Here is a 23,145-nt window from a genome sequence, read left to right as displayed (position 1 = left end):
TTTTTTATTTATACATTTTTTAGAAAATGTATAAACAACATACCATTATCATAAAAATCGTTTTATTTTTTTTTAGAAAAAAATAAAACGATTTTTCTAAAATTTGGAGAATTGATACCGTTAACATTATGTGGTATTATATTGATAATATAATAGACGAAAATTTTTTTTATAGTATTAATAAGGAGGCATTTATGAAAAAAATTAAAAAACTGGTCAGTATGTTATTGGTATTTGCAATGACATTTAGTGTGGCTATTTCAGGAAAAATTACAGGCATTACCCAGGTTAGTGCCAGAGAGGCTCTTGGAAGCAATGATTTTTTGAAGGTTAACGGAACACAGATAAGAAAACAAAAAGGAACAGGAGATATTGTATATCTAAGAGGTACAAATGCAGGTGGATGGCTTGTTCAGGAAGACTGGATGAATCCAACCAATGCATCTGACCAGAAAACAATGATGACCACATTGGCAAATAGATTTGGAGCATCAAAGAGAGATGAGTTGGTTTCAACATATGAAAATAATTATTGGACAACACAGGATTTTGATAATTGTGCAGAAATGGGAATGAGTGTTATAAGATTACCATTTACATATATGAATCTTTGTGATGACAATGGAAATCTTAAATCTAATGCTTTTGACAGATTAGACTGGTTTGTACAAAACTGTAGCCAGAGAGGTATGTATGTAATTTTAGACATGCACGGAGCATTTGGTTCTCAAAATGGTATGGACCATTCAGGAGAGATTAATGATGGAAAACAGCTATATTACAATCAGAGCAATAAAGATAAAACTTTAAATTTATGGAAAAAGATTGCAGAACATTTCAAAGGCAATCCGGCAGTTGCAGCTTACGATATCTTAAATGAACCGGGAATTAAGGCAGCTGCAACATATAGTTTACATTGGGATTTTTATAATGAAATTTACAATACAATCCGTTCAAAGGATAGCAATCATATTATTATAATGGAATCATGTTGGGATGCAGACAATTTGCCAAGACCTTCACAGTATGGCTGGACAAATGTAGCATATGAATACCATTACTATCCATGGAGTGCACAAAATAGCAGTGATGCACAGAAGTCATACTTTTCAAGTAAAGTTTCAGACATTGCAAATCACAATTATGGAGTGCCAACATTTGTAGGCGAGTTTACATGCTTCGAACAGGAAGAAGGTTGGAAGGCAGCAATGTCAACTTTCAACGGTCAGGGATGGCATTGGACAACATGGTCATACAAAGTTACAGGAAACAGCTCATGGGGTATTTATAATCACAACCCTGAAAAAGTTGATATTTATAACGACTCAGCTGACACAATTAAAAATAAATGGTCAGCTGTAGGTACAGCAAACGGATGGAAAAATGACAAGATTTACAATTTGGTAAAGCCATATCTTTCGGGAACAGTAACATCTACAGGTGGAAGCACAACAGATGATAGTGATAACAACAGTACATCAGGTGTGGCAACATTTTATGAACATTCAAATTATGGTGGATGGGCAGTTTCATTGGAAGAAGGTTCATATGACTACAAAGATATTTTAGCAAAAGGAATTGTTAATGATCAGATTTCATCACTTAGAGTAAGTGACGGATACAAAGTTACAATATATGATGACGAAGGATTTAAAGGAAAATCAAAAGAATTTACCAGTGATGCGTCATATGTTGGAGATGAAATGAATGACAAAACTTCATCAATTAAAATTGAAAAGATTAACAATCAGACATCAACTACAACATCATATAACACAGTCAAATTGCCAAATGGAAAATACAGCATCAAATCTGTTGCAAATGAAAAATATGTTGCAACAGAAAATGGTGGAAGTGATCCGATAGTAGCAAACAGAGACAACTATAGCGGTTCATGGGAGACATTCTATATTGTTAATAATGATGATGGAACAGTAAGTATAAAAGCAGATGCAAATAATAAATATATATGTGCAGTATTAGACGAAGAAAATCAGCTGACACCTAGAAGTGACAGCATTAGTACATGGGAAAAATTTAAGATTTACAAAATAAATGACAGTGAATACGGCATTAGAAGTGCAGAAAACGGAAAATATGTAAAAGCTGACTTGGATAACGGAGGCAAATTAATAGTTGGAAGTGATTCAATAGCTGGAGCTTGGGAAGCTTTTAACATTGAAAAAGTCGGTGATACAACAACAAATGATAATGTAGCAACATTCTATGAAAATTCAAACTATAGTGGATGGTCAGTTTCATTACCGGAAGGCACATATGATTATAGTGATATCATTGCAAAAGGTATTAAAAATGATGCAATATCATCACTGAAAGTAAGTTCTGGTTACAAGGTTACATTGTATGATAATGCAGGATTTAAAGGAACATCAAAGGAATTTACAGGTGATGCATCATATGTAGGAAATGAGATAAATGACAAAACATCATCCATTAAAATTGAAAAGTGGGATGGTTCATCAAGTGTTACATATAATACTGTTAAATTATCAAATGGAAAATACAGTATCAAATCTGTTGCAAATGAAAAATATGTTGTAGCAGAAAATGGTGGAAGTGATCCAATAGTAGCAAACAGAGACAGTTATGGCGGTTCATGGGAAACATTTTATCTGATAAATAATGATGACGGAACAGTAAGTTTAAAAGCAGATGCAAATAACAAATATGTATGTGCAGTATTAGATGAAGAAAATCAACTTGTTCCAAGAAGCGAAAGCGTAGGAACATGGGAGAAATTCCAAATCTACAAAATAAGCGATACAGAATACGGTCTTAAGAGTGCAGAAAACGGAAAATATGTAAAGGCCGACTTGGATAATGGAGGTAAATTAGTAGCAGGAAGTGATTCCATAGCAGGAGCTTGGGAAGCATTTAATATTGAAAAGTTGGGAGATGAGACATCTTCTGCAAAAGCAACATTTTATGAAAATTCAAATTACAGTGGTTGGTCTGTAGCATTAAGTGAAGGAAGATATGATTATGGCACAATGATTTCTAAGGGAATTAAAAATGATCAGATTTCTTCAGTTAAGGTAGCAGATGGCTACAAAGTTACATTGTATAACGATGAAAGATTTGCAGGAAGTAAAAAAACATTATTCACAGATGCATCAGGCCTTGGAGATTTTAATGATAAAACTTCAGCGATCGTAATTGAAAAAGTAGAAAAGGCAGATTTTAATAATTCAAATGCATATATTACATCCATAGCAAACGGACAGGTAGTTTGTGCAGAAAATGGTGGAAGTGAAACAATAGTGGCAAACCGTTCATCATGTGGAGGTGCATGGGAAACATTCCAGATTGTAAATAACAATGATGGAACAGTTTCATTGAAATCAATTGCAAATGGGAAATATGTATGTGCTGTAATTGATGAAAACAATCAGTTATTGCCAAGAAGTGAAAGTGTAGGTACATGGGAGAAATTCATTATTGAAAAGATTTCAGATGGAGAGTATGCACTTTACTCATTGGCAAATGGAAAATATGTTCAGGCAAACTTAAACGATGGTGGTAAACTTTTTGCTACAAGTGAAACTGTTGCCGGAGCATGGGAAGTATTTGACATTAACAGAAATTAAAGTTAAAATTCATAATAATTAAACAATTCAAAGGCTGTTTGCGTGGACTATATATGCAAACAGCCTGATTTTGGTATATATGTTAGTAAAAAAATAAGGCTCTTTGTCAAGCATGGGGGTAATCCCTTATATATATCGTGTGTGATTTGTAATCACACACGATTTTTAAATAGTATCACAAGATAACATTATTCTGTTTCTAAAATTATCAAAATTCCTATATCCATAAGCATTTCGTGAGACTCCATTTCGTTTAATCACTTTAATCTTATTGTTCATTCCTTCAGTAGCTCAATGACAAAATATCTTACATCCTTTCGGTTTTTAAATTTCATAAGATAATCTTCGAGCCGGTATTGGGTTAGTGTTGTAAGCCTACAATTTTTAGGTAAAAGTGAAAAAGGTTCAGTAAAGTGTCTGTTACAGATATCGCAGTGATATCGTCTTTTGCAATAATATAATAAAGTTAATTTTCCCATGATTGGAGGATTGTGGGAGTGCGGAACAATCCGTGTAATCAGTATCCAGGCAAAAAGGTTTGGTTGACTTTAAGGTAATAGTTATTTATAATAGTTTATGACTTTAAAGTGAAAAAGTAATAAAGAATAAGATTCATATAGGAGAATGTTATGATTATAGATATTCACACACATACATTTCCTGATGCCATAGCTCACAAGACTATAGTAGGTATGGAAGAAGATATTGTAAGAGGTCAGGGTATTCATGTAAAAAGTGCAAGGATACCAACAGTTAAAGGTTTAGAGGACAGTACTAAAAAAGCAGATATAGATTTGTCTGTTGTTTGCCCTGTGGCAACTAATATTAGGCAACCGGAGAAAATTAACAGATTATCTGTGGAACTTAACGAGAAAAGAGAAGAAACAAGATTATTTTATTTTGGGGCTATTCATCCGGATTGTGAGAATTATAAGCAGATTATAGATGAAATAGTTGCAATGGATTTGAAAGCTATAAAGATTCATCCTGACTATCAAAATACATTTTTTGACGATGAAAAATATATCAGGTTAATGGATTATGCAGCGGAGAAGGATTTGGGGATAATTGTTCACGCTGGGGAAGATGTGGGACTTCCGGAAACGGTTCACTGCACACCTGAAAGAATTCTTAATCTTTGGAAACATATTCAGCCGGAAAAGTTGATTCTTGCCCATATGGGTGGCTGGAAAATGTGGGATGAAGTGGAAGAGAAGCTTTTAGGACTGCCATTTTATTTGGACACGGCGATTGTTCTTAATCCTATTTTTCCGGTTAAGCTTGAAAATGAACAGTTTGTGAGAATGGTTAGAAAACATGGAGCGGACAGAATTTTGTTTGGAACTGATTCTCCGTGGTATGACCAGACCAAAGCTGTTAATGATTTTAACAATACAGATTTGACACAGGAAGAAAAAGACAAGATCTTTGGGAAGAATGCCAATGATTTGTTTAATTTCTTTGGATAATAAATTAAAAATAAGATAAAAAAGAAGGAAAGAGAAATGCCAATTACAGAATTATTAGAGAGAAACGCCAGAGAATTTCCAAAGGATATAGCTTTGGTAGAAATAAATCCTGATATTCAGGAAAAAAGAAGGGTAACATGGCGAGATTATGAATTAATCCAGCCTGATGCCCGCCATCATTACAGACGTGATATTACATGGCACGTATTTAACGAGAAAGCTAACAGAGTTGCTAATCTCCTTATTAGCAGAGGTATTAGAAAAGGAGATAAAGTTGCAATTCTTATGATGAACTGCTTAGAATGGCTTCCTATTTATTTTGGAATTCTTAAAACAGGAGCTTTGGCAGTTCCTATGAACTTTAGATTTGATGCGCAGGAAATTAAATATTGTCTTGAACTTTCAGAGACAGATGTGCTTATTTTTGGACCTGAGTTTGTTGGCCGAATCGAAGAAATTGTTGATGAAATTGATGAAAAAAGAATTTTGTTCTACGTAGGTGGTGATTGTCCTACTTTTGCAGAAGATTATGATAAGCTTGCATCTAACTGTTCTTCACTTTCACCTGAAATCGAAATTAAGGATTCAGATGATGCGGCAATTTATTTTTCTTCAGGAACAACAGGTTTCCCAAAGGCTATTTTACATAATCACGAAAGTCTCATGCATGCGGCAAAAGCTGAACAGAATCATCATGGACAGACTAAGGATGATGTATTTTTGTGCATTCCACCGCTTTATCATACAGGTGCCAAGATGCATTGGTTTGGCAGCCTTTTGACTGGTGGAAAAGCAGTATTATTAAAGGGGGTTACACCTAAAACAATTCTTGAAACAGTATCAAATGAAGGCTGTACAATTGTTTGGCTTCTTGTTCCTTGGGCACAGGATATTTTGCTTGCATTAGATAGAGGAGAGATTAAGCTTGAAGATTACAAGTTAGATCAGTGGAGACTTATGCACATTGGTGCACAGCCTGTACCACAGAGCCTTATTAAGAGATGGAAGGAATACTTCCCACATCACCAATATGATACTAACTATGGCCTTAGCGAATCTATCGGACCAGGTTGCGTTCACTTAGGTGTCGAAAATATTAATAAAGTAGGAGCAATTGGTATTCCGGGTTACGGCTGGGAAGCAAAGATTGTTGATCCTGAGGGAAATCCTGTAGAGCAAGGTAGTGTTGGGGAACTTATTGTTAAGGGACCAGGCGTCATGACTTGTTACTACAATGACGAAAAGGCTACAGCTGAAACAATCAAGGATGGCTGGCTTTACACAGGGGATATGGCTGAAATGGATGAAGACGGTTTTATTTACCTTGTTGATAGAAAGAAAGATGTAATTATTAGTGGTGGCGAAAATCTTTATCCTGTACAGATTGAAAACTTCTTAAGCAAATTCCCTAAGATTAAGGATGTTGCAGTTATTGGTCTTGCAGATGAAAGATTGGGCGAAATTGCAGCTGCCATTATTGAATTGAATCCTGACACAGAATGTACTGAACAGGAAATCAATGATTTCTGTAAGGAACTTCCAAGATACAAGAGACCTAAAAAGATTATCTTTACTAAAGTTCCAAGAAATGCTACTGGAAAAATCGAAAAACCTAAGCTTAGAGAAATGTATCACAGTTCAAATCTTGTTGATGCACAGAATAAGGCTTAATTAAGACTTTTGGGCTGGGTTTAAATCAAACAAAATAAAGAATAAAAAGTGTTCCTTAACAAGCGTGCAAAAATGCGATGAATTTAGGGGACGCTTTTTTAAATACATTAAAAAAATACAAAATTATTATAGAACAAATTTTCTAAAAAATTGTTGGAGTGGAATTTCGCAATGCAAATATTGCGGTAATATGGTACACTTATATAAGCGAAAGATATCGGAGGAATAGATTAATGAAGATTAAAAATGGTTTTGTTTTAAGAGATGTTGGAGGTCAGGCAGTTGTTATTGCAGTAGGTGAGGCAAGCAAGACATTTCACGGAATGATTAACCTTAATGCAACAGGTAAGGAGATATGGCAAGGAATTGAATCCGGATTGGATGTTGACCAGATGGTAGAGAAGATGGTTGAAACTTATGAAGTTGAACCTGATAAAGCAAGAGAAGACATTCAGGCAATGGTAGATAAGATGAAAAATGCAGGAATTATTGTAGAATAGAGAGTGTGTTATGGGTGAAGTGTTACATATTGAGGATGCATTAAATGAGAAGGGAGTGTATGTTAGTACAACTTCTGGTGTCAGCATGTATCCAATGCTAAGAAACAGAAGGGATACCATAATAGTTAAGCCACCTACAGCACCATTGAAGAAATATGATGTGCCTTTATACAGACGTGGAGACGATTATGTGCTTCATAGAATTATTGGAAAAGATGATAGGGGGTATATTATTTGCGGAGATAATTGCATTAATAAGGAATATGGCATAACTGAAAACCAGATCATTGGAGTTTTAGTTGGCTTTTATCGTGATGGAAATGAAGTAAATATGGAGGGAGTGGGATACAAGCTTTACAGCAGGGCTTGGGTTTTTCTTCATCCTTTAATTTGTGCTTTTAAGAAAATAAAAATGAAGGCTGGAAAGGTGAAAAGATTATGGCATTCAAAATAAAACTTGCCGGAATCGGATTTCAGGTAAATGGAATTTATGAGGAATCATTGAAGAAGCATTGTGGGGATTATTTGGATACTGAAGAAAATTCAGATAATAAGAAGTGTTTCGATAATTGTGTAGCTGGGAAAGAAGATTTGAAGCTTTCTGATAATGATTCGGTCTATGAAATTATTATATCAGAGGATGACATAATAAGAGAACAGGGAACAATGTTGGAAGATGAAGGACAGAGTGGATTTGCCCCTGAATATTTGGAAACATTGGCACTTTTAAGGAAAGTTGCGGAAGTTTTGCCTGAGAAAGACGGTTTCCTAATGCATGGAGCGGTTATACAGTGGAAGGACAAAGCCTATATGTTTACTGCACCAAGTGGTACCGGAAAAACTACCCACATCAGGTTATGGAGGAAGTATTTAGGTCAGGGTGTTTCTATTATAAATGGGGACAAACCTTTTATTAGAATAGTTGACGATTGCGTAAGAATATATGGAACTCCGTGGGCTGGCAAAGAGGGCTGGCAGAATAATAAGAATGCACCGCTTGGTGGAATTTGCATAATAGAGCGTGGCACGGAATGCGGAATTAGAAAGCTTGATTCCAAAGAAGCCATACCATATCTTCTAGGGCAGATTCATTTCGGCGACAGCTCAGCCCAGGCAGGAAAAACATTGGAATTACTAGATGTTTTGATAAAAAAAGTGCCTGTTTATATATTGAATTGCGATATATCAGAACATGCGGTGAGAACAAGCTATGAGGCAATGACAGGGGAAGAGTATAGAGAGAGTTAGAGAATATGTTGGTCTGACAAGCATTGAAAAAATCACCGAAATTAACAGAAAATTATCAATTGAAGAAGAGGGAGTTCCAGCGGTATCTCTTAGTGTAGGCGTGGCATTTACTGACAGAAAAAATCCAGGAAAGAGCCAGTTCACTGATGCAGACAAAGCCCTTTATTATACTAAGGGACATGGAAAGTGCGGATGCAGTTTCTATCCGGTGGAAGAAAAGTAGAATCAGTATGAGTGAAATCATAAAAAACGGACATAATGAGATTAAAAATAAATATTATTTGGGTAGAATTAAAAGAGATTTGACAAACTTTTTTAAGTGGATGGCTCTTGCAATTTTAACAGGTGTGGTTGTTGGTGGCGCCAGTAGTGTTTTTGCCATATGTATCAGGTGGGTAACGACGTTTAGAGCAGACAATAAGTGGATGTTTTTGTTACTTCCAGTGGCAGGTTTGATTATCGTTTTTATGTACCAAAGATTGGACAAAAACGATGGAGGAACCAATCAGGTTCTTTCAACCATTAGATCTAAGGATGATGTGCCTTTAAAATCGGCACCACTTATTTTTCTGTCAACAGTGCTTACTCATTTGACAGGTGGTTCCGCAGGACGTGAAGGTGCGGCAATTCAGTTTGGCGGAAGCATTGGCAATCAGCTTGGGAGAATTTTTCATTTGGATGAGTTCGACCACCACGTTATGGTTATGTGTGGTATGAGTGCGGCGTTTGCTGCGGTTTTCGGAACTCCTATGGCGGCGGCAGTTTTTGCCATGGAAGTTGTAAGCGTTGGAGTTATGTATTATGCGGCGCTTTTGCCTTGCGTTATTGCGTCAATTATTGCAGCCAAATTTGCGGCAGGAATAGGCATCCATCCTGAAGTTTTTCATGTAACAGTTATACCGGAACTAACTGCTGTAACCGGAGCAAAAATGGCAGTTATTGCAGCAGGTTGTGGTGCTGTAAGTATACTTTTTTGCATAGCACTAAAGTTAGCTTCAACTTTGTATACTAAATATTTGAAAAATCCTTACGTAAGAGTGGTTGTTGCGGCACTTATTGTTATGGGAATTACCTTTATTTTACAGACAGATGATTATATGGGCGCAGGCAATCAGCTAATAGCCAAAGCCATTGAAACAGGAAGGGCAAGACCCCTTGATTTTGTTTGGAAAATAATTTTGACGGCAATTACAATGCGAGCAGGTTTTAGAGGGGGCGAAATCGTTCCTGCATTCTGCGTGGGAGCAACCTTCGGATGTGTTATGGGACAATTGTTGGGATTTCCACCGGTGGTTGCAGCGGCAGCGGGAATGGTAGCATTGTTCTGTGGTGTAACTAACTGCCCAATAACATCAATGCTTATCTCATTCGAGTTGTTTGGCTTTGCCGGGGTCTCATATTACCTGATAGCAATATCAATCAGCTATGCCCTGTCAGGATACTACAGCCTGTACAAAGACCAGACAATTGTATACTCAAAATACAAGGCCAAATATATAAATAGAAAAACAAGATAAAGCATAAAATGTGATAATATTATCTTATAAAGTGAAGAAGAAAAGAAAAAAATACATGAAAATTGGGATTAAAACAAAAAAGGCCGTATGTGAATTTGATTTCACATACGGTCTTGTCATAACATTACAAATCAATCTATCGCTTCCACTACAAATCTTTATTTTGTCTTTGTAGCTTTTCCGTTTATCCAGCTAGAATATACTTTTTTTCTGCCAACTACTTTATAAGTACGGACACGTACATAGTATTTCTTTTTAGATTTCAATTTCTTTATTTTAGCAGAAGTAGTTTTCTGCTTCTTAACAAGAATTGATTTCTTGTTCTTTTTAAAATACTTGTCTGTGGCAACCTGAATTTCATAGCCACTTGCACCTTTTACTTTGCTCCATTTAATGGTAAGAGATTTCTTCGTAGCCTTGACTTTCTTAACCTTTGTAGTAGCAGGCTTCTTTGAATTTGAAGCTTGTAAGCTTGTACTTGTAGTACTAGGTTTTGGCACAACCCCATTAGTTGCATTGTTACTAGTAGTTCCTCCGTTAATAGAATCTCCGTTAGTCGTAGTAACTACAGGAGTAACAGTTTCGCCAGTAGTTTCTATATTGTCAGTAGTCTTCACAGGAGTAGTAACTACTTCACCACTTGTTTCTCCATTTCCGGTTGTGGAAACTTCCCCCTTAAACTTGGCAAGTGCTTTTAAAAGCTTTTCCATATTAACAGGTTTGGACATATGCATATTCATGCCGGCATCAAGACAACGTTGAATATCGTCTTTGAAGGCATTAGCAGTCATGGCAATAATTGGAATGCTGTGAGCTCCCGGTTTGTTAAGATTTCTAATGGCACTTGTAGCTTGAAGTCCGTCCATAACAGGCATCTGCATATCCATAAGAATGGCATCATAAGTATGAATACTTGATTCTCTAAACATTTCTACGCAAACAGATCCATCTTCGGCATGGTCGCAGGTAATGCCATACATAGCAAGAAGTTCAGAAATAACTTCATAATTAAGAGTATTGTCTTCAGCAACAAGAAGGTGCATACCTTTACAAGTATCATGAGCGGAAGTATCTGAAATATCTTGTAGAGCTTTATAGTTTTCTGCACAACATTCAAGAGGAATTATTATTTTAAAAGTGGTTCCATGACCTTCTTTACTTGTAACATTAATTCGTCCGTTCATTAAGTCCACAAGCTCTTTAACAATCGAAAGCCCAAGGCCATAACCACCAACTTTGTTAATTCTAGAGTCAGTGGCACGGGAAAACTTAGAATACATATGGTTAATATATTCCTGAGACATACCAATTCCTGTGTCGCTTATAACAGCTATAAGATTTATATACTTATTATTCAAAAATAATTCTTCATAAATTTCAAAGGTAACAGAACCACCATCAGGTGTATATTTTATGGCATTGGATAAAATATTTGTATAAATCTGTTTTAGTCTAAGTGGGTCAACCAACAAGGTTTTCTGGTAAAGGTCATGCTGATTGCATATAATGTTAAGTTTTTTGTCACCCTGTAATTGTTTAAGCATTGGTGGAAAATCATCCAAAAGCTTAGGAATATTAACAGGTTGGGAATTAATGCGTAACTGTCCGTTTTCAATCTGTGTAATATCCAGCACTTCGTTAACCAACTCCATAAGAAAATCACCTGAAGATTTTATTTTTTTCAGATTATATTCTACAGTTTTAGGTTCATTTATATGTTGTTCAGCTAACGTTTCAAAACCAAGAATAGCGTTCATTGGTGTACGGATGTCGTGGGCAATCTGAGAAATAAATTCTGTTTTGGCCAGATTAGCCTTGTTAGCTTCCTCAGCAATGGAAATCCAATTTTTTTCACGTCGTTTAGCATCGCTTATAAGTCTTGTAGCATAAAGAATATGGGTAACATTTCCATTGTTATCACGTTTTTTTACAATAAAACGTGCTGTGTGCCAGTTACCATCTTTTGCAAGATATTCAGTTGCAAGAGTTTCCTCATCATGTAAACGATCAGCCAAAGTGCTTAAATCAAAGAATTCAAGAACCTTATCATGATATTCAGGTGCAACAAATGTATCACACAATTCAATCATTTCGGTTGAGGCACGCCCTATTTTTCCTGTAAGGTGATGAATTTCACTTTCACTGGAAATTTCCTTATAGAAATCATTGACAAGATCAATTCTAAAAATAGCATAATAAATTTTGCCAAGGGCAGATACGATTTCGTTACTAAGTTTTGTTTCGGCTAGAGCTGTTTCAAGTTCGTGTTGACGTTTTTGTTCGCTTGCAACAATATCGTCAATGTGTCTAAAGCCGATAAGAATACGATTGTCAAAATCAGTTTCGGAAATACGAACAATCTGCGCCTCGAAATATTGCTGTCCAAGAATATTAGGAAGGCTTCTGTATCTAAAAGAAAAACGTTCTTTGTAGCAAAGTTCCTGTCTTAAATAATCAGCATTTAGCAAGTCGCAAAAACGCTTAGAATGCTCTTTGGTTATATAAGTTTCGCTATATTGTTTTATAGTGTCATTATAGTTAAGTGTAATATGTTTAGAGGGACTATCTATAAATTTGGCTGCATTTGCTATACGATCTATTTTAAGAGGCTCCGCAATATTTTTAGACAAATCAACATAATATATAGATGTATAGTCACGATATAAAACCTCAAGAAACTGTCTGTCTTTTTCAAATTCAGTTTGATTAGCAGTCATGGAAAGCTTATGCTGTTGAATAAGAGTGTCCTTTTTATTGTTTTCACGAATGCTTCCCATATGGTGACCGATAACAGGGATAATATCAATGAAATCACCACAATCTTTAATGTTAGGATTATCTATTCTTACAAATCCCATTAATCTTTTTCTGAAAATAATTGGAAATACAATAACAGCAGTAATGTTATTATTTCCAAAAAAAATTGTATTCTGTAGGCATAGAATCCTTAATAGATTCTATATCATCTAAAATAATGGATTCTCCCTGATACAGAATATTAAATATGCATGGAACTCCATCAGTTGGAAGAATTAAGTCGTGATTAGGACTTTCAGTATTATTAAATAATCTCCATTGATGTGTAAGCTCAAAAGCACTAGAGTCAACAAGTTCATAGATGCTGACATATAAGGCTTTGGTGTATAATCCAATCTCTTTAAGCATAGAATAGATGGCATTATTTCTGTTTGCATTTAAATGATTATTTTCAATTTTAGTTAAGGCATCAATAATATTACTTATTGAGCTTTTTTTATCTTCCATAATATTACTCATAAGCAAACTCCATTCTGTAATTTAAATATAAGCTAAACATTTACAAACTGATCTCTGTATGCTTTAGGACTCATGCCTGTATTTTTCTTAAATAATACGGAAAAATAAGCAGGGTCGTGAATTCCAACAGCTTCAGAAATCTCAAAAGTTTTTAAATTAGAAGTGGCAAGAAGTTCTTTAGCTTTGTTAATTCTAAGATTATTAATATAGCTAATGACAGAATTACCACATTCCTTCTTAAAAGTTCTACTAAAGTAGGATTCATTAATATGAATATGTTGGGCAATTTGTTCCAGAGACAAATCATCCTCTAAATGTTCTTTTATATAATTCAAAGACTCTTCAATAAAAGAGCTATATTTCTTAACTGATTGTGTTAACTGTATCTGCAAATCATTAATCATATCAGAAACTATGGATTTTAGTTGGAAAATATCAGAACTTTCAGTTAACATTTTCACATATTTCTCATCCATTGGCAGGTTATAAGTACTCATAACCAGTCTATAAGAAATCAAATAAATCTGAGTACAAATATTCTTAACAGAAGCCTCATCAGTAAAATTACTTTGCAAATTACTGAAAAGAGTAGAAACAACGTCTTTTGCAGCTTTAAAGTTCAATTGAAGAATAGCCGTTTCGTATTCGTGAAGACGCACGGAAATATCCACAGGAAAAATATTTCTATTAGCAATATAATCTCTTGAAAAAGCAATTATATGTGATGCTGAATAGAAATTAAGTGACAAAGCAGTGATGGCTTCTGAAGCAGCCTTTGAAAAATGCTTTGCAGTAGAGTGATGGGCACTTATGCCGATATCAAGCTGTTTTCCGTACTGTTCCTGAAATAAGTATTCTATCTCCTTGCAATCCTCAACAATAGGTCCTATGTAGGAATTTTGATCGCAAAAATATGCAGTAAGAACCATGTTGTTATATCTAAAACAATGGCTTTCAATCTGCTGGTCTTTAATAATGTCTTTAAGTTTGCTAAATTCATTGAAATCTTTAGGCAACTGGAAAGCAGCTACATAAAAATGACTAAAATCCAAATTAAAAGAGTCAATCTTTTTTTGCTTTTCTTCATCTATAACATTGGAATCAGTTAATTGTTGGAATAACTGATCTTTAAGAAAAGCAAGCTCACTTTCTTTAATTCGGGTATTAGACTTAGATGTTACAATTTTTTCGCAAACTTCTTTAACAGCAGCAATAACCTGATCTTTAGATGCCGGTTTTAACAAATACTGTGAAACATGATATTGTATTGCAGAACGTGCATACTCAAATTCAGAATATCCCGATAAAATAATTACGGCAATATCAGGACGATTCTCGTGAATGTATTTTGCAAGACCAATTCCGTCTAAAAGTGGCATTTTAACATCAGTCAAAACAATGTTAATGTCATTTTCGTTTATTTTTGTGATTGCATCCTCACCGTTGTTGGCAGTGGCAACAACCTTACAATCATAATCTTCCCATTTAATATATTCAGATAAGCCCTTTCTGATAGGAGCTTCATCATCAACAATTAATAAATTAAAAATCATAAAAAACATCCTTTCTTAAGTAACTCTTTGGTCAAATTCTTAAATTTGCAAAAAGAATTTATAATGGTATTTTAAAAGATATAGCTGTGCGAACTTCAGGAATGCTTTCTATGTGCAATACAGCATCTTCTCCATACATAAGGAAAAGTCGTCTGTTAAGGTTTTTAAGCCCAATGTGAGGACGTGAACCTACAGCCTCGGAAGTTGTTCCTTTGGAAGCAACGTTAATATCAAACTTTGGAATCTTTTCGAATCCAACTCCGTCGTCAATAATATTTATTAATAAAAATTTATTTTCGTTATCTTTCTTAATGCTAATAGTCAGATGTCCATTGGTATCCTTAGGTTCCAAGCCGTGAACATAAGCATTTTCTACAAGTGTTTGAACACAAAAACAAGGAATATTAATATCGTCCAAATCCTTATCAATATCAAAAGTTACACTAATCTTGTCCTCGAAACGCATCTGTTGTAAATAAATATAAAACTTAACAAATTTAAGCTCTTCAGCAATTGAAATATACTGTGAATTTCTGTAAGCAGTTGTAGCTTTGAAAATCTCACCGATAGCAATAGCCATCTGGGAAAGTTCACTGTTGTCAGACATTTCTGCTTTCCAGGCCAAAGTGTTCAAAACATTAAAAATAAAGTGTGGATTAAGCTGTGACTGTAAAGCTTTAATCTCAGCTGTTTTAAGAGAAATGTTCTGTTCTAACACGTTGTCGTGGTAGGCGTGAATCTGGTCAAGCATATCATTAATGGCAACCTGAAGAGCATAAAACTCCTCATATTCTTCAAGACCTGAAACCTTTTCAGAATAATTGCCATGAGAAATCTTATTAATATTATGTATCATAGTTCCAACAGGTTTTGTAATATATCGGCTTATGGCGAAAGATATTAAGAGTACTATGAAAATAATAATAAACATAACTATAATATAAGAATTTAAAACATTATTAACCTGTCTCTTAATCTGATTCTGAGGAGCCATAATAGTAGCAGATATATCTATTTTTTTAAGATTATTAGACAAGGTCAGATAATCTTTAGATTCAAATTTTACGTGATGCAGAGCTTTGTCATTGTAGTAATCCAGAGATTTCTTTAATGCTTCAATTCTATCCTTAGAGGTAACATCATAATTATAGTCAGAAATAGTTTCAAAACTGTTGTTATACATAAGAATGTGCCAGCCTTTTGAGATATTCTGTGTAAGCATATTAACCCAACTTTTTTGATTAAGTGTAACGATCATAGTTCCTAAAACATCGCCACTGTTTAAATTATAAATTGTACGAACAAAGTAAAGATCATCAGAACCGTCTAAAGCGTGTAAAGTAAGCGTAGGTGAAGGTTCCGTTAAATTTCTGTAAACAGCTGCATTTTCTTCTCTTTTTATCATATTATCGTTTTTGGACACATAAAATCGCTTATTATAATTAGTATAAACGTAAACAGACTCCAAATAACTCTTTTCCCAAAGATTATTGAGAATAAGAAGAGAAGTCATCTGTTTTTCGGCAGCAATATAATCAGAAGGCGTTCTAGATGAAGAAGCCATAAAACTATAAATATTATCGCTTGAAACCAAAAGTCTATATATAGAATCGATAGTGTCGATATTGTCAGATAAAACATTCATTGTAGTATTACTTTCCTGAAACATCTGCTCTCTATAATGAGTGGTCAACTCCTTATCAGTTTTATAGTAAAAAAGCAACGCGCTAATAACCAAAGCCACGGCAATGGTAAGTGTAATTAATATAGATGTTTGCGCAGTAATACTTCTTCTCTTATGTAAAAAATTTTTAAGCATTAGTATAATCCTCTCAAAATCCGCAGAATGACAGAAACTGTCTCTGTCTCTTCCTATTTATAAATAGAGTATAACATATTTGAGTAAAAAAAAGAAAAGTTATACTAAAATAATAGAAAAAAGTAAATTATTTCTAAAGTTTTGTAAAAATATTCTATTAAATGATAAAAACTAGTCAAGTATACTTGTATTAATTAACAATTATAAACAAAGGAAGGAGTATTTTTTATGAAAAATAAGAAATTATTAACAATGGTGCTTGCAGCAGCAATGGTTGTAGGAAGCATAACAGTGCCGGCACCAATGGCAACGGTTAAGGCAGATACAGTGACGACAAGTAGAACAAATATACTTAGGGAAGACGGAGTCGTAGTATCACAGCAGCACGGCTCAGCACGTTCACTGATAGATGGCGACATTACAACAGTTTGGGATACAAATGGATGGAATGGAAGCCAAGCAGGATTTCCAGGTTCGGGAAAACATAATTATTCTGTTTGGGCAGAATTTACATTAGCAGATTATTATAATGTATCAGACTTTAACGTTTGGTTTAAAGATGAAACTACTCAGAAGAATACAGCATGGCAGTACAAAATTGAAGCATCTATAGATAATAGCAATTGGGATTTGGTAGTAGATCAGACAGAAAATACAGTTACGGATAAGCATTTTGAAAACATTGTAGGAAAAGATTATAAAAATAAGATTTATAAGTATGTTAAAGTAACTATTGTTGGAGCTAAGACTGACATGAAGCCATGGCCGGCAATGACAGAATTTGCAGCATATGGTGAAAGAGCTACAGCGCTTACATCAGACCAGATAGCAAAAGGTACAGAATCTTCAGTTAGTATATATAATCCGGGAAACGTAGGAAGTAATGCAATTGACGGAGATGTGAATACATCATGGATTGCAAATGGCTGGAATGACAAAGAAGCTAGTTATGGAGACGTAACAAGTGAAGGAACAACAGCCAATTATGTTGTAGAATTAAAGAAAATGACAAAAGTAAATGCATTAGGAATCTTTTTCGCAGGAGATGCAAAAAGTTCAGCATGGAAGTATAAAGTAGAAGGTTCAGTAGATGGAACAGAATATACTACTATTTGGGATCAAAGTACTAATGAAGTTAATGCAGGCTCAAATGGTGAACAGTTCACAAATATTGAAGAGGGAACATACAAATATATAAGATTAAAATTTACAGAGCCGATTGAAAAGGCTTGGCCGGCTGTAGCTGAAATCTGTATATATGGAAATCAGTTAAGCAACTTATCATTAGGAAAAACTGCAAAAGGTTCAAGCGAGAATAGGCCTGCAACTAATGCCAATGATGGAAACAAAAGTTCACTTTGGGTAGCAGATGGAAACACTGAAAAACTTGGTTCTTGGTGGAAGGTAGATTTGGGAGGATTAAAATCAATTGATAGCTTCGAAATAGCATTTGAATATGCTGTTAACGAAAAAAGAGATGATGCTGATGCAAACAATAATCCGCTTTATGGTTTACCTCATAAATATGAAGTGAGAGGCGGAGGAGAAGCCGCTGAAAACTGGAGTGACGAACAATGGGACAAGGCAGACTTATTGTGGTCAGGCAGTCAGATGACAAAAGAAGCTACAGGAAAAATTTCTGACAAATTTAAAAATAAAAACTATAGATATATCAGAGTTAAGTTGACAGGAATTCCTCATCATAAAGCTAATGCTGATACAGATGACAATCATGCATGGGCAGAAATTGCAGAATTTACAGTATATGGTGAAGCCACAGCAGAACACAAAGTTGTACTTAATGGTACAACTGAAACAACTGTAGCAGATGGAGCAACATATGAATTGGGAGATGCGAAATATGGTTATTATAGTGATGGAAAAGTATATGCACCAAATAGCGAAATAACAGTTAATGATGATATCTACCTCACAGCAATTAGTGATGTATCATTAAAACTTGCAAATGCAGCAGCTATTAGAATAGATGCTGGACAGGAAAAACCAGGTGGAATTAGATTTAAAACAGAAGTTTCAGCTACAACAGCAAGCAGAGCTAATGAACAGAAAGTTAAAAATGTAATTTGCGAAAACGCAGGAACATTAATTACTGTAAATGATGTTTTAAAGGGTGCTACATTAGATTTGGCAAAGAAGGATGATTTAGGAAAGAATTTCTGCGCTGACGTAGTTAATACAGGATGGTACAGGGAAACAAACGATACATACTGTGCATCATTAATTAATATTGTACCAGCTAACTATACTAGATTCTTTAATGCTAGAGCGTACGCAAATATTCCATATGAAAATGCGGATGCTACTACAGTTTATTCTGAAGATGGTGCAGGCGAAGGATATACAGGAACAGTATCAAAATCAATACAGGGAATTGCATCAATAATACAGAAAAAAGGATATCCAAATATTGACGAAGGATTGCATGACTTGATTGATGAGTTTGCAAAAGAAAATCAGAATAATAATTAGGGAGGTTTACTATGAGAAAAGAATATAAAAGCCCAGAAATGGAATTAGTAGAAATGAATAATAATGATATCATTACAACAAGTGGTTTTGATAATAATAATTTAATGGATGAATATTTTGGCAATGATAAAGATGGATATAACTTCTCTGATTTCTATTAAAAACATTAATACATAAAATACTATATAACATTAAAAACCCCGGATTCTTTTATCAGAAGATAATTGAGTCTGGGATTTTTTTTTAGATAATCTTTTTGATGAAAGTTAAGAGCCGTCTATCTTAGTATTTCATAAAATATAAAGACTATAAAAGACCTTTGTTTATATCTACCAGATATTAATTTACAGTGGTAATGCCTAACTTGAATTATGAAGTCCCTTGGAATGTCCCCTAGAATGTCCCTTAGATATTTCTCTGATGTTCCTCAGAATATTCCACGGAAAGAATAACATTAGACTGTACATGAAAAAATGCAGAAAGCAAAAAATTAGAACACACAAAGAATGACAAAACCATATTGACTGTGAAATGAAATGATAGTAGAACGTATGTATAGATGGGATTGTATAAACGGGGGAATATTTTAAATAATAAATTTGTAGAAATAAATGGGAATGATAGGCAAGCATAATGCAAGCAGAATATGCGATATTAGAGGGGAAAATTTTAAGAAAGTTCATTTTCAACATATGTAAAAAAGTCAGCTATTGACTAAGGGGGAGAAACATAAGAGGAGGAAAATGAAAGAAACATATTTATCCGCTAATATAGAAACAGCCTATATTAAAGCGTGGTATGATGAAGCGGCGAAAAGACTTTTATGCGATAAGTATATATTGGCATGGATTATCATAAGTGTAATAGATGAGTACAAAGATTGCTCCGTACAATATGTTAGAGGATGCCTTATAGAAGGTGATGTAAGGACAATGTCAGAAACTGTAAATCCTAATGAAGTTATGCCGGCAATTAAAGGCTTAAACACAGAAATTCAGATTAATTCTGAAGGAAGAACGACATTTGATATTTACTTTAATGTCATAAGACCGAATCCTAAAGAAAACAGTCACATTTACTGTGATTTGGAGATTCAAAACGACTATTATCCGGGATACGACCATGTGACAAGAGGTGTATACAATTGTGCCAGAATTTTATCATCACAGTATAATACAGAATTTGCAGGTTCACATTATGAAAAATTAAAGAAAGCCTACTCCATATGGGTATGTACAGATCCGCCTGATAAACATAAGAACAGCATTAGTGTTGTATCATTGCAGAAGAACGATAAGGTATCAAGCGTTGATAGAGATAAAGAGAAATACGATTTAATAAATGTCATATCAATATGCTTAGGCGGACCGGAGTATGCCAATTACGATAATAAAATAATAAGATTATTGGACGTACTCTTAAGATCAAAGATGACACCGGAAGAGAAAAAGAAAATACTGGAAGAAGAATATGAAATACCGATGAGTGAAAATATAGAAACGGAGGTGAATAATATGTGTAGCTATATAGATACAGTGTATAATGAAGCGATGAGAATAGGAAATGAGCAGGGAGAAAAACGAGGAGAGGAAAGCATGGCAATGCTGGGAAGACAATTACTTGAAGAGAATCGAATAGACGAATTAATGAAGTCTTATGATAATGTGGAGTACAGAAATAAGCTGATGGACCAGTATGGTATAAAATGACTATGCTCAAAAGAAAAATTTAAAAATGTCAATCCTAATTTACTTAAAGGATCAACTGAGGAATAAAATGAAAAGTACTTTAGCAAATTACGGTTAAGGTGCTTTTTTATGCGTTAGTATAGCTGTACCATATGAGCAACTTTTGAATGATATGGTACAAATCCTTGTAATTTAAAACCTAAATTTATACAAATCTGTACCATACACGGTGATTCTTATTTATATGGTACAGATAAGTTTGAATTTGAGCAGGACAAACGTTGAATCTGTACCATATGCGACAATTTCTGCTTATATGGTACAGGTATGTTTAGATCCGAGCTGAACAAGTATTATATTTGTACCATATATGAAATTTTTGGTTCATATGGTACAAGCTTATACATTCCTACCCCACGGAATTAGATTCAAGGTTATATGAGGCAGAGTATAAGCTTCGTTCTATTCAAATTTTACAATATCTACCCCATAGAAGCAGGCTGGAAGCTGTATAGAGCAGATATGAGGCTTGAATCCATTCAAATCTAAACAAATCTACCCCACGAAATAAAACTATAAGAATCTATGATGCAACCGTGAGGCTTGAATACACTCAAACCACAACAAATCTACCCCACGAAATAAAACTATAAGAATCTATGATGCAACCAGGAAGTTTGTTTCCGCTCAAACCAAAACTCATCTACCCCACAGAATCAGACTGGAAGGCAATATGAGGTGTGCCAAGTTTGTTTTGCTTATTTTTATAACTTTTGTCTGCATTATGTACAAAAAAATACAAAAAATATGCAAAATATTACAAAAAAATACAAATTATAATGTCAAAATAATCAAAGGTTTTGTAAAAATATTCTATTCATTAAAAATCTGAAATCTATATAATGTTAAATATAAACAAAAGAGCAAACAACACACAAGAAACCAGGAGGTAGAATTTATGAGAAAGAAATTATTAAGCATTGCACTTTGTGCAACAATGGTAGCCGGTATTTTCACTGGCTGCGGAAGCTCTTCAGACACATCTAAGAAAGATGAAGGAAAGTCAGCAGACGGAAAGATAACATTAAACGTAATCAACTATCACGTTGGTACAGACTATGCAGCAGATTATTATGAATATTTATTTGATGCATTTAAGAAGACTGAAGAAGGAAAGAATGTAGAATTCAAATTCGAAGAAATTCCTACAACAGATGCTTACAACCAGAAGATTAAATTATTAATCTCAAGTGGTGATCTTCCAGACATCGTATTAAATGGTGGTAACAACATTACAGCATTAGCTGCTAAGTCAGGAAAGGTTACAGACATTACAGAATACCTTGATAAGGATCCTGAATGGAAAGCAATGTTCAGTGACCAGGATCTTGAATTCAACTCATATGAAGGAAAGGTTTACGGTATTCCGGTATCAAAAGAAATTTCATATATTTACTACAACAAAGACTTATTTAAGAAAGCAGGACTTGAAGCTCCTGACGTAGCTTACGAAACATGGGATGATTTCTACAAAGCATGTGATACATTAAAATCAAAGAACATCACTCCAGTAAGTATGGATACAGCAGACCTTGGTTGGTTATCTAACCTTTGGTATAGTGGTTTAATTGGTACAGCTGGTGAAGAAGGAAACAAATTCATGAACACAATGTACCCAACAGACTACACATCAGACTTAGTTGTAAACGCAACAGAACAGTTACAGAAGATGTTAAAGAACTACACAACATCAGATGCAGCAGGTGGAAAGTATGACACAATGGCAACACACTTCTTCAACAGCGAAGTAGCAATGCTTCCTAACGGACCTTGGATGATTCCTGATTTCAAGAGCACAGACAAAGCTCCTGAAGGTTTCTATGACAAAGTTGGCATTATGCTTCTTCCTGGTTCAGGTATGGAAAGTGTTCCAACACCTGGTGACATGGTAGGTACAAAGGATCCTGAAAAGGTTAAAGCAGCAGTTGCATTCCTTAAGTTTGAAACAACAGCAGAAAATCAGCTTAAAGCTTTAGAAATGGCAGGATTACAGCCAGTATCAAGCAATATCGAAGTTCCAGACAGCTTAAAAGAATCAGACCCATTAATGGCAGAAGTATTAGATATTCAGTCAAAGGCTAAATATACATATGGTCAGAACCAGGCATATTGGTATCAGAACGTAATTGATACATTCTCAACACAGTTGCCAGAACTTGCATATGGTAACATGACAGCAAAAGAATTTTGCCAGAAGTTAACTGATGCAGCTAAGAAAAACTAGAGCAAATTGATGATGGGTGCTG

16 protein-coding genes and 1 pseudogene are annotated in these 23,145 nt (G+C 34.6%); 12 read left to right on the top strand and 5 right to left on the bottom strand.

From position 1 onward, the window contains the following. Nucleotides 1–194 precede the first annotated feature (194 nt). The gene (locus NQ558_RS01125; protein ID WP_050750979.1) at nt 195–3,608 is read left to right on the top strand and encodes a DUF7910 domain-containing protein; all 3,414 of its coding nucleotides are present in this window, start codon (nt 195–197) and stop codon (nt 3,606–3,608) included. A gap of 165 nt (nt 3,609–3,773) precedes the next feature. Here NQ558_RS01125 and NQ558_RS01120 read toward each other — a convergent pair. Further along, nucleotides 3,774–3,893: pseudogene (locus tag NQ558_RS01120) on the bottom strand (transposase); the annotation flags it as partial. Nucleotides 3,894–4,237: 344 nt separating this feature from the next. Here NQ558_RS01120 and NQ558_RS01115 point away from each other — a divergent pair. From NQ558_RS01115 to NQ558_RS01085, 7 genes are all read left to right on the top strand, one after another. Then, nucleotides 4,238–5,077, top strand: a complete 840-nt coding sequence (locus NQ558_RS01115) for an amidohydrolase family protein (protein ID WP_005362537.1) — start codon at nt 4,238–4,240, stop codon at nt 5,075–5,077. Between the two features lie 36 nt (nt 5,078–5,113). Further along, complete coding sequence (locus NQ558_RS01110; protein WP_005362539.1) at nt 5,114–6,748, top strand: class I adenylate-forming enzyme family protein; 1,635 nt, start codon at nt 5,114–5,116, stop codon at nt 6,746–6,748. A 233-nt stretch (nt 6,749–6,981) separates the two neighbouring features. Then, nucleotides 6,982–7,248 (top strand): PqqD family protein, encoded by a 267-nt coding sequence (locus tag NQ558_RS01105; protein WP_005362540.1) that lies wholly within the window; start codon nt 6,982–6,984, stop codon nt 7,246–7,248. 10 nt (nt 7,249–7,258) lie between these two features. Further along, the gene (locus NQ558_RS01100; RefSeq protein WP_005362541.1) at nt 7,259–7,702 is read left to right on the top strand and encodes a S26 family signal peptidase; all 444 of its coding nucleotides are present in this window, start codon (nt 7,259–7,261) and stop codon (nt 7,700–7,702) included. Further along, nucleotides 7,687–8,496 (top strand): hypothetical protein, encoded by an 810-nt coding sequence (locus NQ558_RS01095; RefSeq protein WP_005362542.1) that lies wholly within the window; start codon nt 7,687–7,689, stop codon nt 8,494–8,496. Before NQ558_RS01100 ends, NQ558_RS01095 begins: the two co-directional genes overlap by 16 nt. Before the next feature lie 100 nt (nt 8,497–8,596). Further along, a complete protein-coding gene (locus NQ558_RS01090) occupies nt 8,597–8,719 on the top strand; it encodes a hypothetical protein (protein WP_259907600.1) in 123 nt (40 codons plus the stop codon). Between the two features lie 7 nt (nt 8,720–8,726). Then, on the top strand, nt 8,727–10,013 hold the full coding sequence (locus NQ558_RS01085; protein WP_040446971.1) for a chloride channel protein: 1,287 nt from the start codon (nt 8,727–8,729) through the stop codon (nt 10,011–10,013). 158 nt (nt 10,014–10,171) lie between these two features. Here the strand turns inward: NQ558_RS01085 and NQ558_RS01080 are convergent, their stop codons facing one another. Genes NQ558_RS01080 through NQ558_RS01065 form a run of 4 tightly spaced genes read right to left on the bottom strand, consistent with a single transcriptional unit; the run spans nt 10,172 to nt 16,661 of the window. Then, the gene (locus tag NQ558_RS01080; protein WP_005362544.1) at nt 10,172–12,871 is read right to left on the bottom strand and encodes a PAS domain-containing hybrid sensor histidine kinase/response regulator; all 2,700 of its coding nucleotides are present in this window, start codon (nt 12,869–12,871) and stop codon (nt 10,172–10,174) included. 49 nt (nt 12,872–12,920) lie between these two features. Beyond that, nucleotides 12,921–13,289: a hypothetical protein gene (locus tag NQ558_RS01075; protein WP_005362545.1), complete on the bottom strand. Its 369-nt coding sequence runs from the start codon at nt 13,287–13,289 to the stop codon at nt 12,921–12,923. Nucleotides 13,290–13,321: 32 nt separating this feature from the next. Further along, nucleotides 13,322–14,842, bottom strand: a complete 1,521-nt coding sequence (locus NQ558_RS01070; RefSeq protein ID WP_040446976.1) for a response regulator transcription factor — start codon at nt 14,840–14,842, stop codon at nt 13,322–13,324. 58 nt (nt 14,843–14,900) lie between these two features. Further along, nucleotides 14,901–16,661 (bottom strand): sensor histidine kinase, encoded by a 1,761-nt coding sequence (locus NQ558_RS01065; RefSeq protein ID WP_005362547.1) that lies wholly within the window; start codon nt 16,659–16,661, stop codon nt 14,901–14,903. Between the two features lie 228 nt (nt 16,662–16,889). Here NQ558_RS01065 and NQ558_RS01060 point away from each other — a divergent pair, with 228 nt between their 5' ends. From NQ558_RS01060 to NQ558_RS01045, 4 genes are all read left to right on the top strand, one after another. Then, the gene (locus NQ558_RS01060) at nt 16,890–19,151 is read left to right on the top strand and encodes a discoidin domain-containing protein (protein WP_005362548.1); all 2,262 of its coding nucleotides are present in this window, start codon (nt 16,890–16,892) and stop codon (nt 19,149–19,151) included. An 11-nt stretch (nt 19,152–19,162) separates the two neighbouring features. Further along, complete coding sequence (locus NQ558_RS01055; RefSeq protein WP_005362549.1) at nt 19,163–19,312, top strand: hypothetical protein; 150 nt, start codon at nt 19,163–19,165, stop codon at nt 19,310–19,312. Between the two features lie 582 nt (nt 19,313–19,894). After that, nucleotides 19,895–20,860, top strand: coding sequence for a hypothetical protein (locus NQ558_RS01050; protein WP_005362550.1), 966 nt, complete (start codon nt 19,895–19,897; stop codon nt 20,858–20,860). Nucleotides 20,861–21,797: 937 nt separating this feature from the next. Next, nucleotides 21,798–23,123, top strand: coding sequence for an ABC transporter substrate-binding protein (locus tag NQ558_RS01045; RefSeq protein ID WP_005362552.1), 1,326 nt, complete (start codon nt 21,798–21,800; stop codon nt 23,121–23,123). The last annotated feature ends 22 nt before the right edge of the window (nt 23,124–23,145 follow it).

Origin of the sequence: Eubacterium ventriosum, from assembly GCF_025150745.1 — a bacterium.
Taxonomy (GTDB): Bacteria; Bacillota; Clostridia; order Lachnospirales; family Lachnospiraceae; genus Eubacterium_G; species Eubacterium_G ventriosum.
Note: the sequence above shows the minus strand (reverse complement) of the source record. Positions and strands in the feature narration are given on the sequence as shown.

Bases quoted from the DNA above. Each gene is read 5' to 3' on its own strand.
- NQ558_RS01125 (WP_050750979.1), top strand. From the start codon at position 195: ATGAAAAAAATTAAAAAACTGGTCAGTATGTTATTGGTATTTGCAATG.
- NQ558_RS01115 (WP_005362537.1), top strand. From the start codon at position 4,238: ATGATTATAGATATTCACACACATACATTTCCTGATGCCATAGCTCAC.
- NQ558_RS01110 (WP_005362539.1), top strand. From the start codon at position 5,114: ATGCCAATTACAGAATTATTAGAGAGAAACGCCAGAGAATTTCCAAAG.
- NQ558_RS01105 (WP_005362540.1), top strand. From the start codon at position 6,982: ATGAAGATTAAAAATGGTTTTGTTTTAAGAGATGTTGGAGGTCAGGCA.
- NQ558_RS01100 (WP_005362541.1), top strand. From the start codon at position 7,259: ATGGGTGAAGTGTTACATATTGAGGATGCATTAAATGAGAAGGGAGTG.
- NQ558_RS01095 (WP_005362542.1), top strand. From the start codon at position 7,687: ATGGCATTCAAAATAAAACTTGCCGGAATCGGATTTCAGGTAAATGGA.
- NQ558_RS01085 (WP_040446971.1), top strand. From the start codon at position 8,727: ATGAGTGAAATCATAAAAAACGGACATAATGAGATTAAAAATAAATAT.
- NQ558_RS01080 (WP_005362544.1), bottom strand. From the start codon at position 12,871: ATGGGATTTGTAAGAATAGATAATCCTAACATTAAAGATTGTGGTGAT.
- NQ558_RS01075 (WP_005362545.1), bottom strand. From the start codon at position 13,289: ATGAGTAATATTATGGAAGATAAAAAAAGCTCAATAAGTAATATTATT.
- NQ558_RS01070 (WP_040446976.1), bottom strand. From the start codon at position 14,842: ATGATTTTTAATTTATTAATTGTTGATGATGAAGCTCCTATCAGAAAG.
- NQ558_RS01065 (WP_005362547.1), bottom strand. From the start codon at position 16,661: ATGCTTAAAAATTTTTTACATAAGAGAAGAAGTATTACTGCGCAAACA.
- NQ558_RS01060 (WP_005362548.1), top strand. From the start codon at position 16,890: ATGAAAAATAAGAAATTATTAACAATGGTGCTTGCAGCAGCAATGGTT.
- NQ558_RS01055 (WP_005362549.1), top strand. From the start codon at position 19,163: ATGAGAAAAGAATATAAAAGCCCAGAAATGGAATTAGTAGAAATGAAT.
- NQ558_RS01050 (WP_005362550.1), top strand. From the start codon at position 19,895: ATGAAAGAAACATATTTATCCGCTAATATAGAAACAGCCTATATTAAA.
- NQ558_RS01045 (WP_005362552.1), top strand. From the start codon at position 21,798: ATGAGAAAGAAATTATTAAGCATTGCACTTTGTGCAACAATGGTAGCC.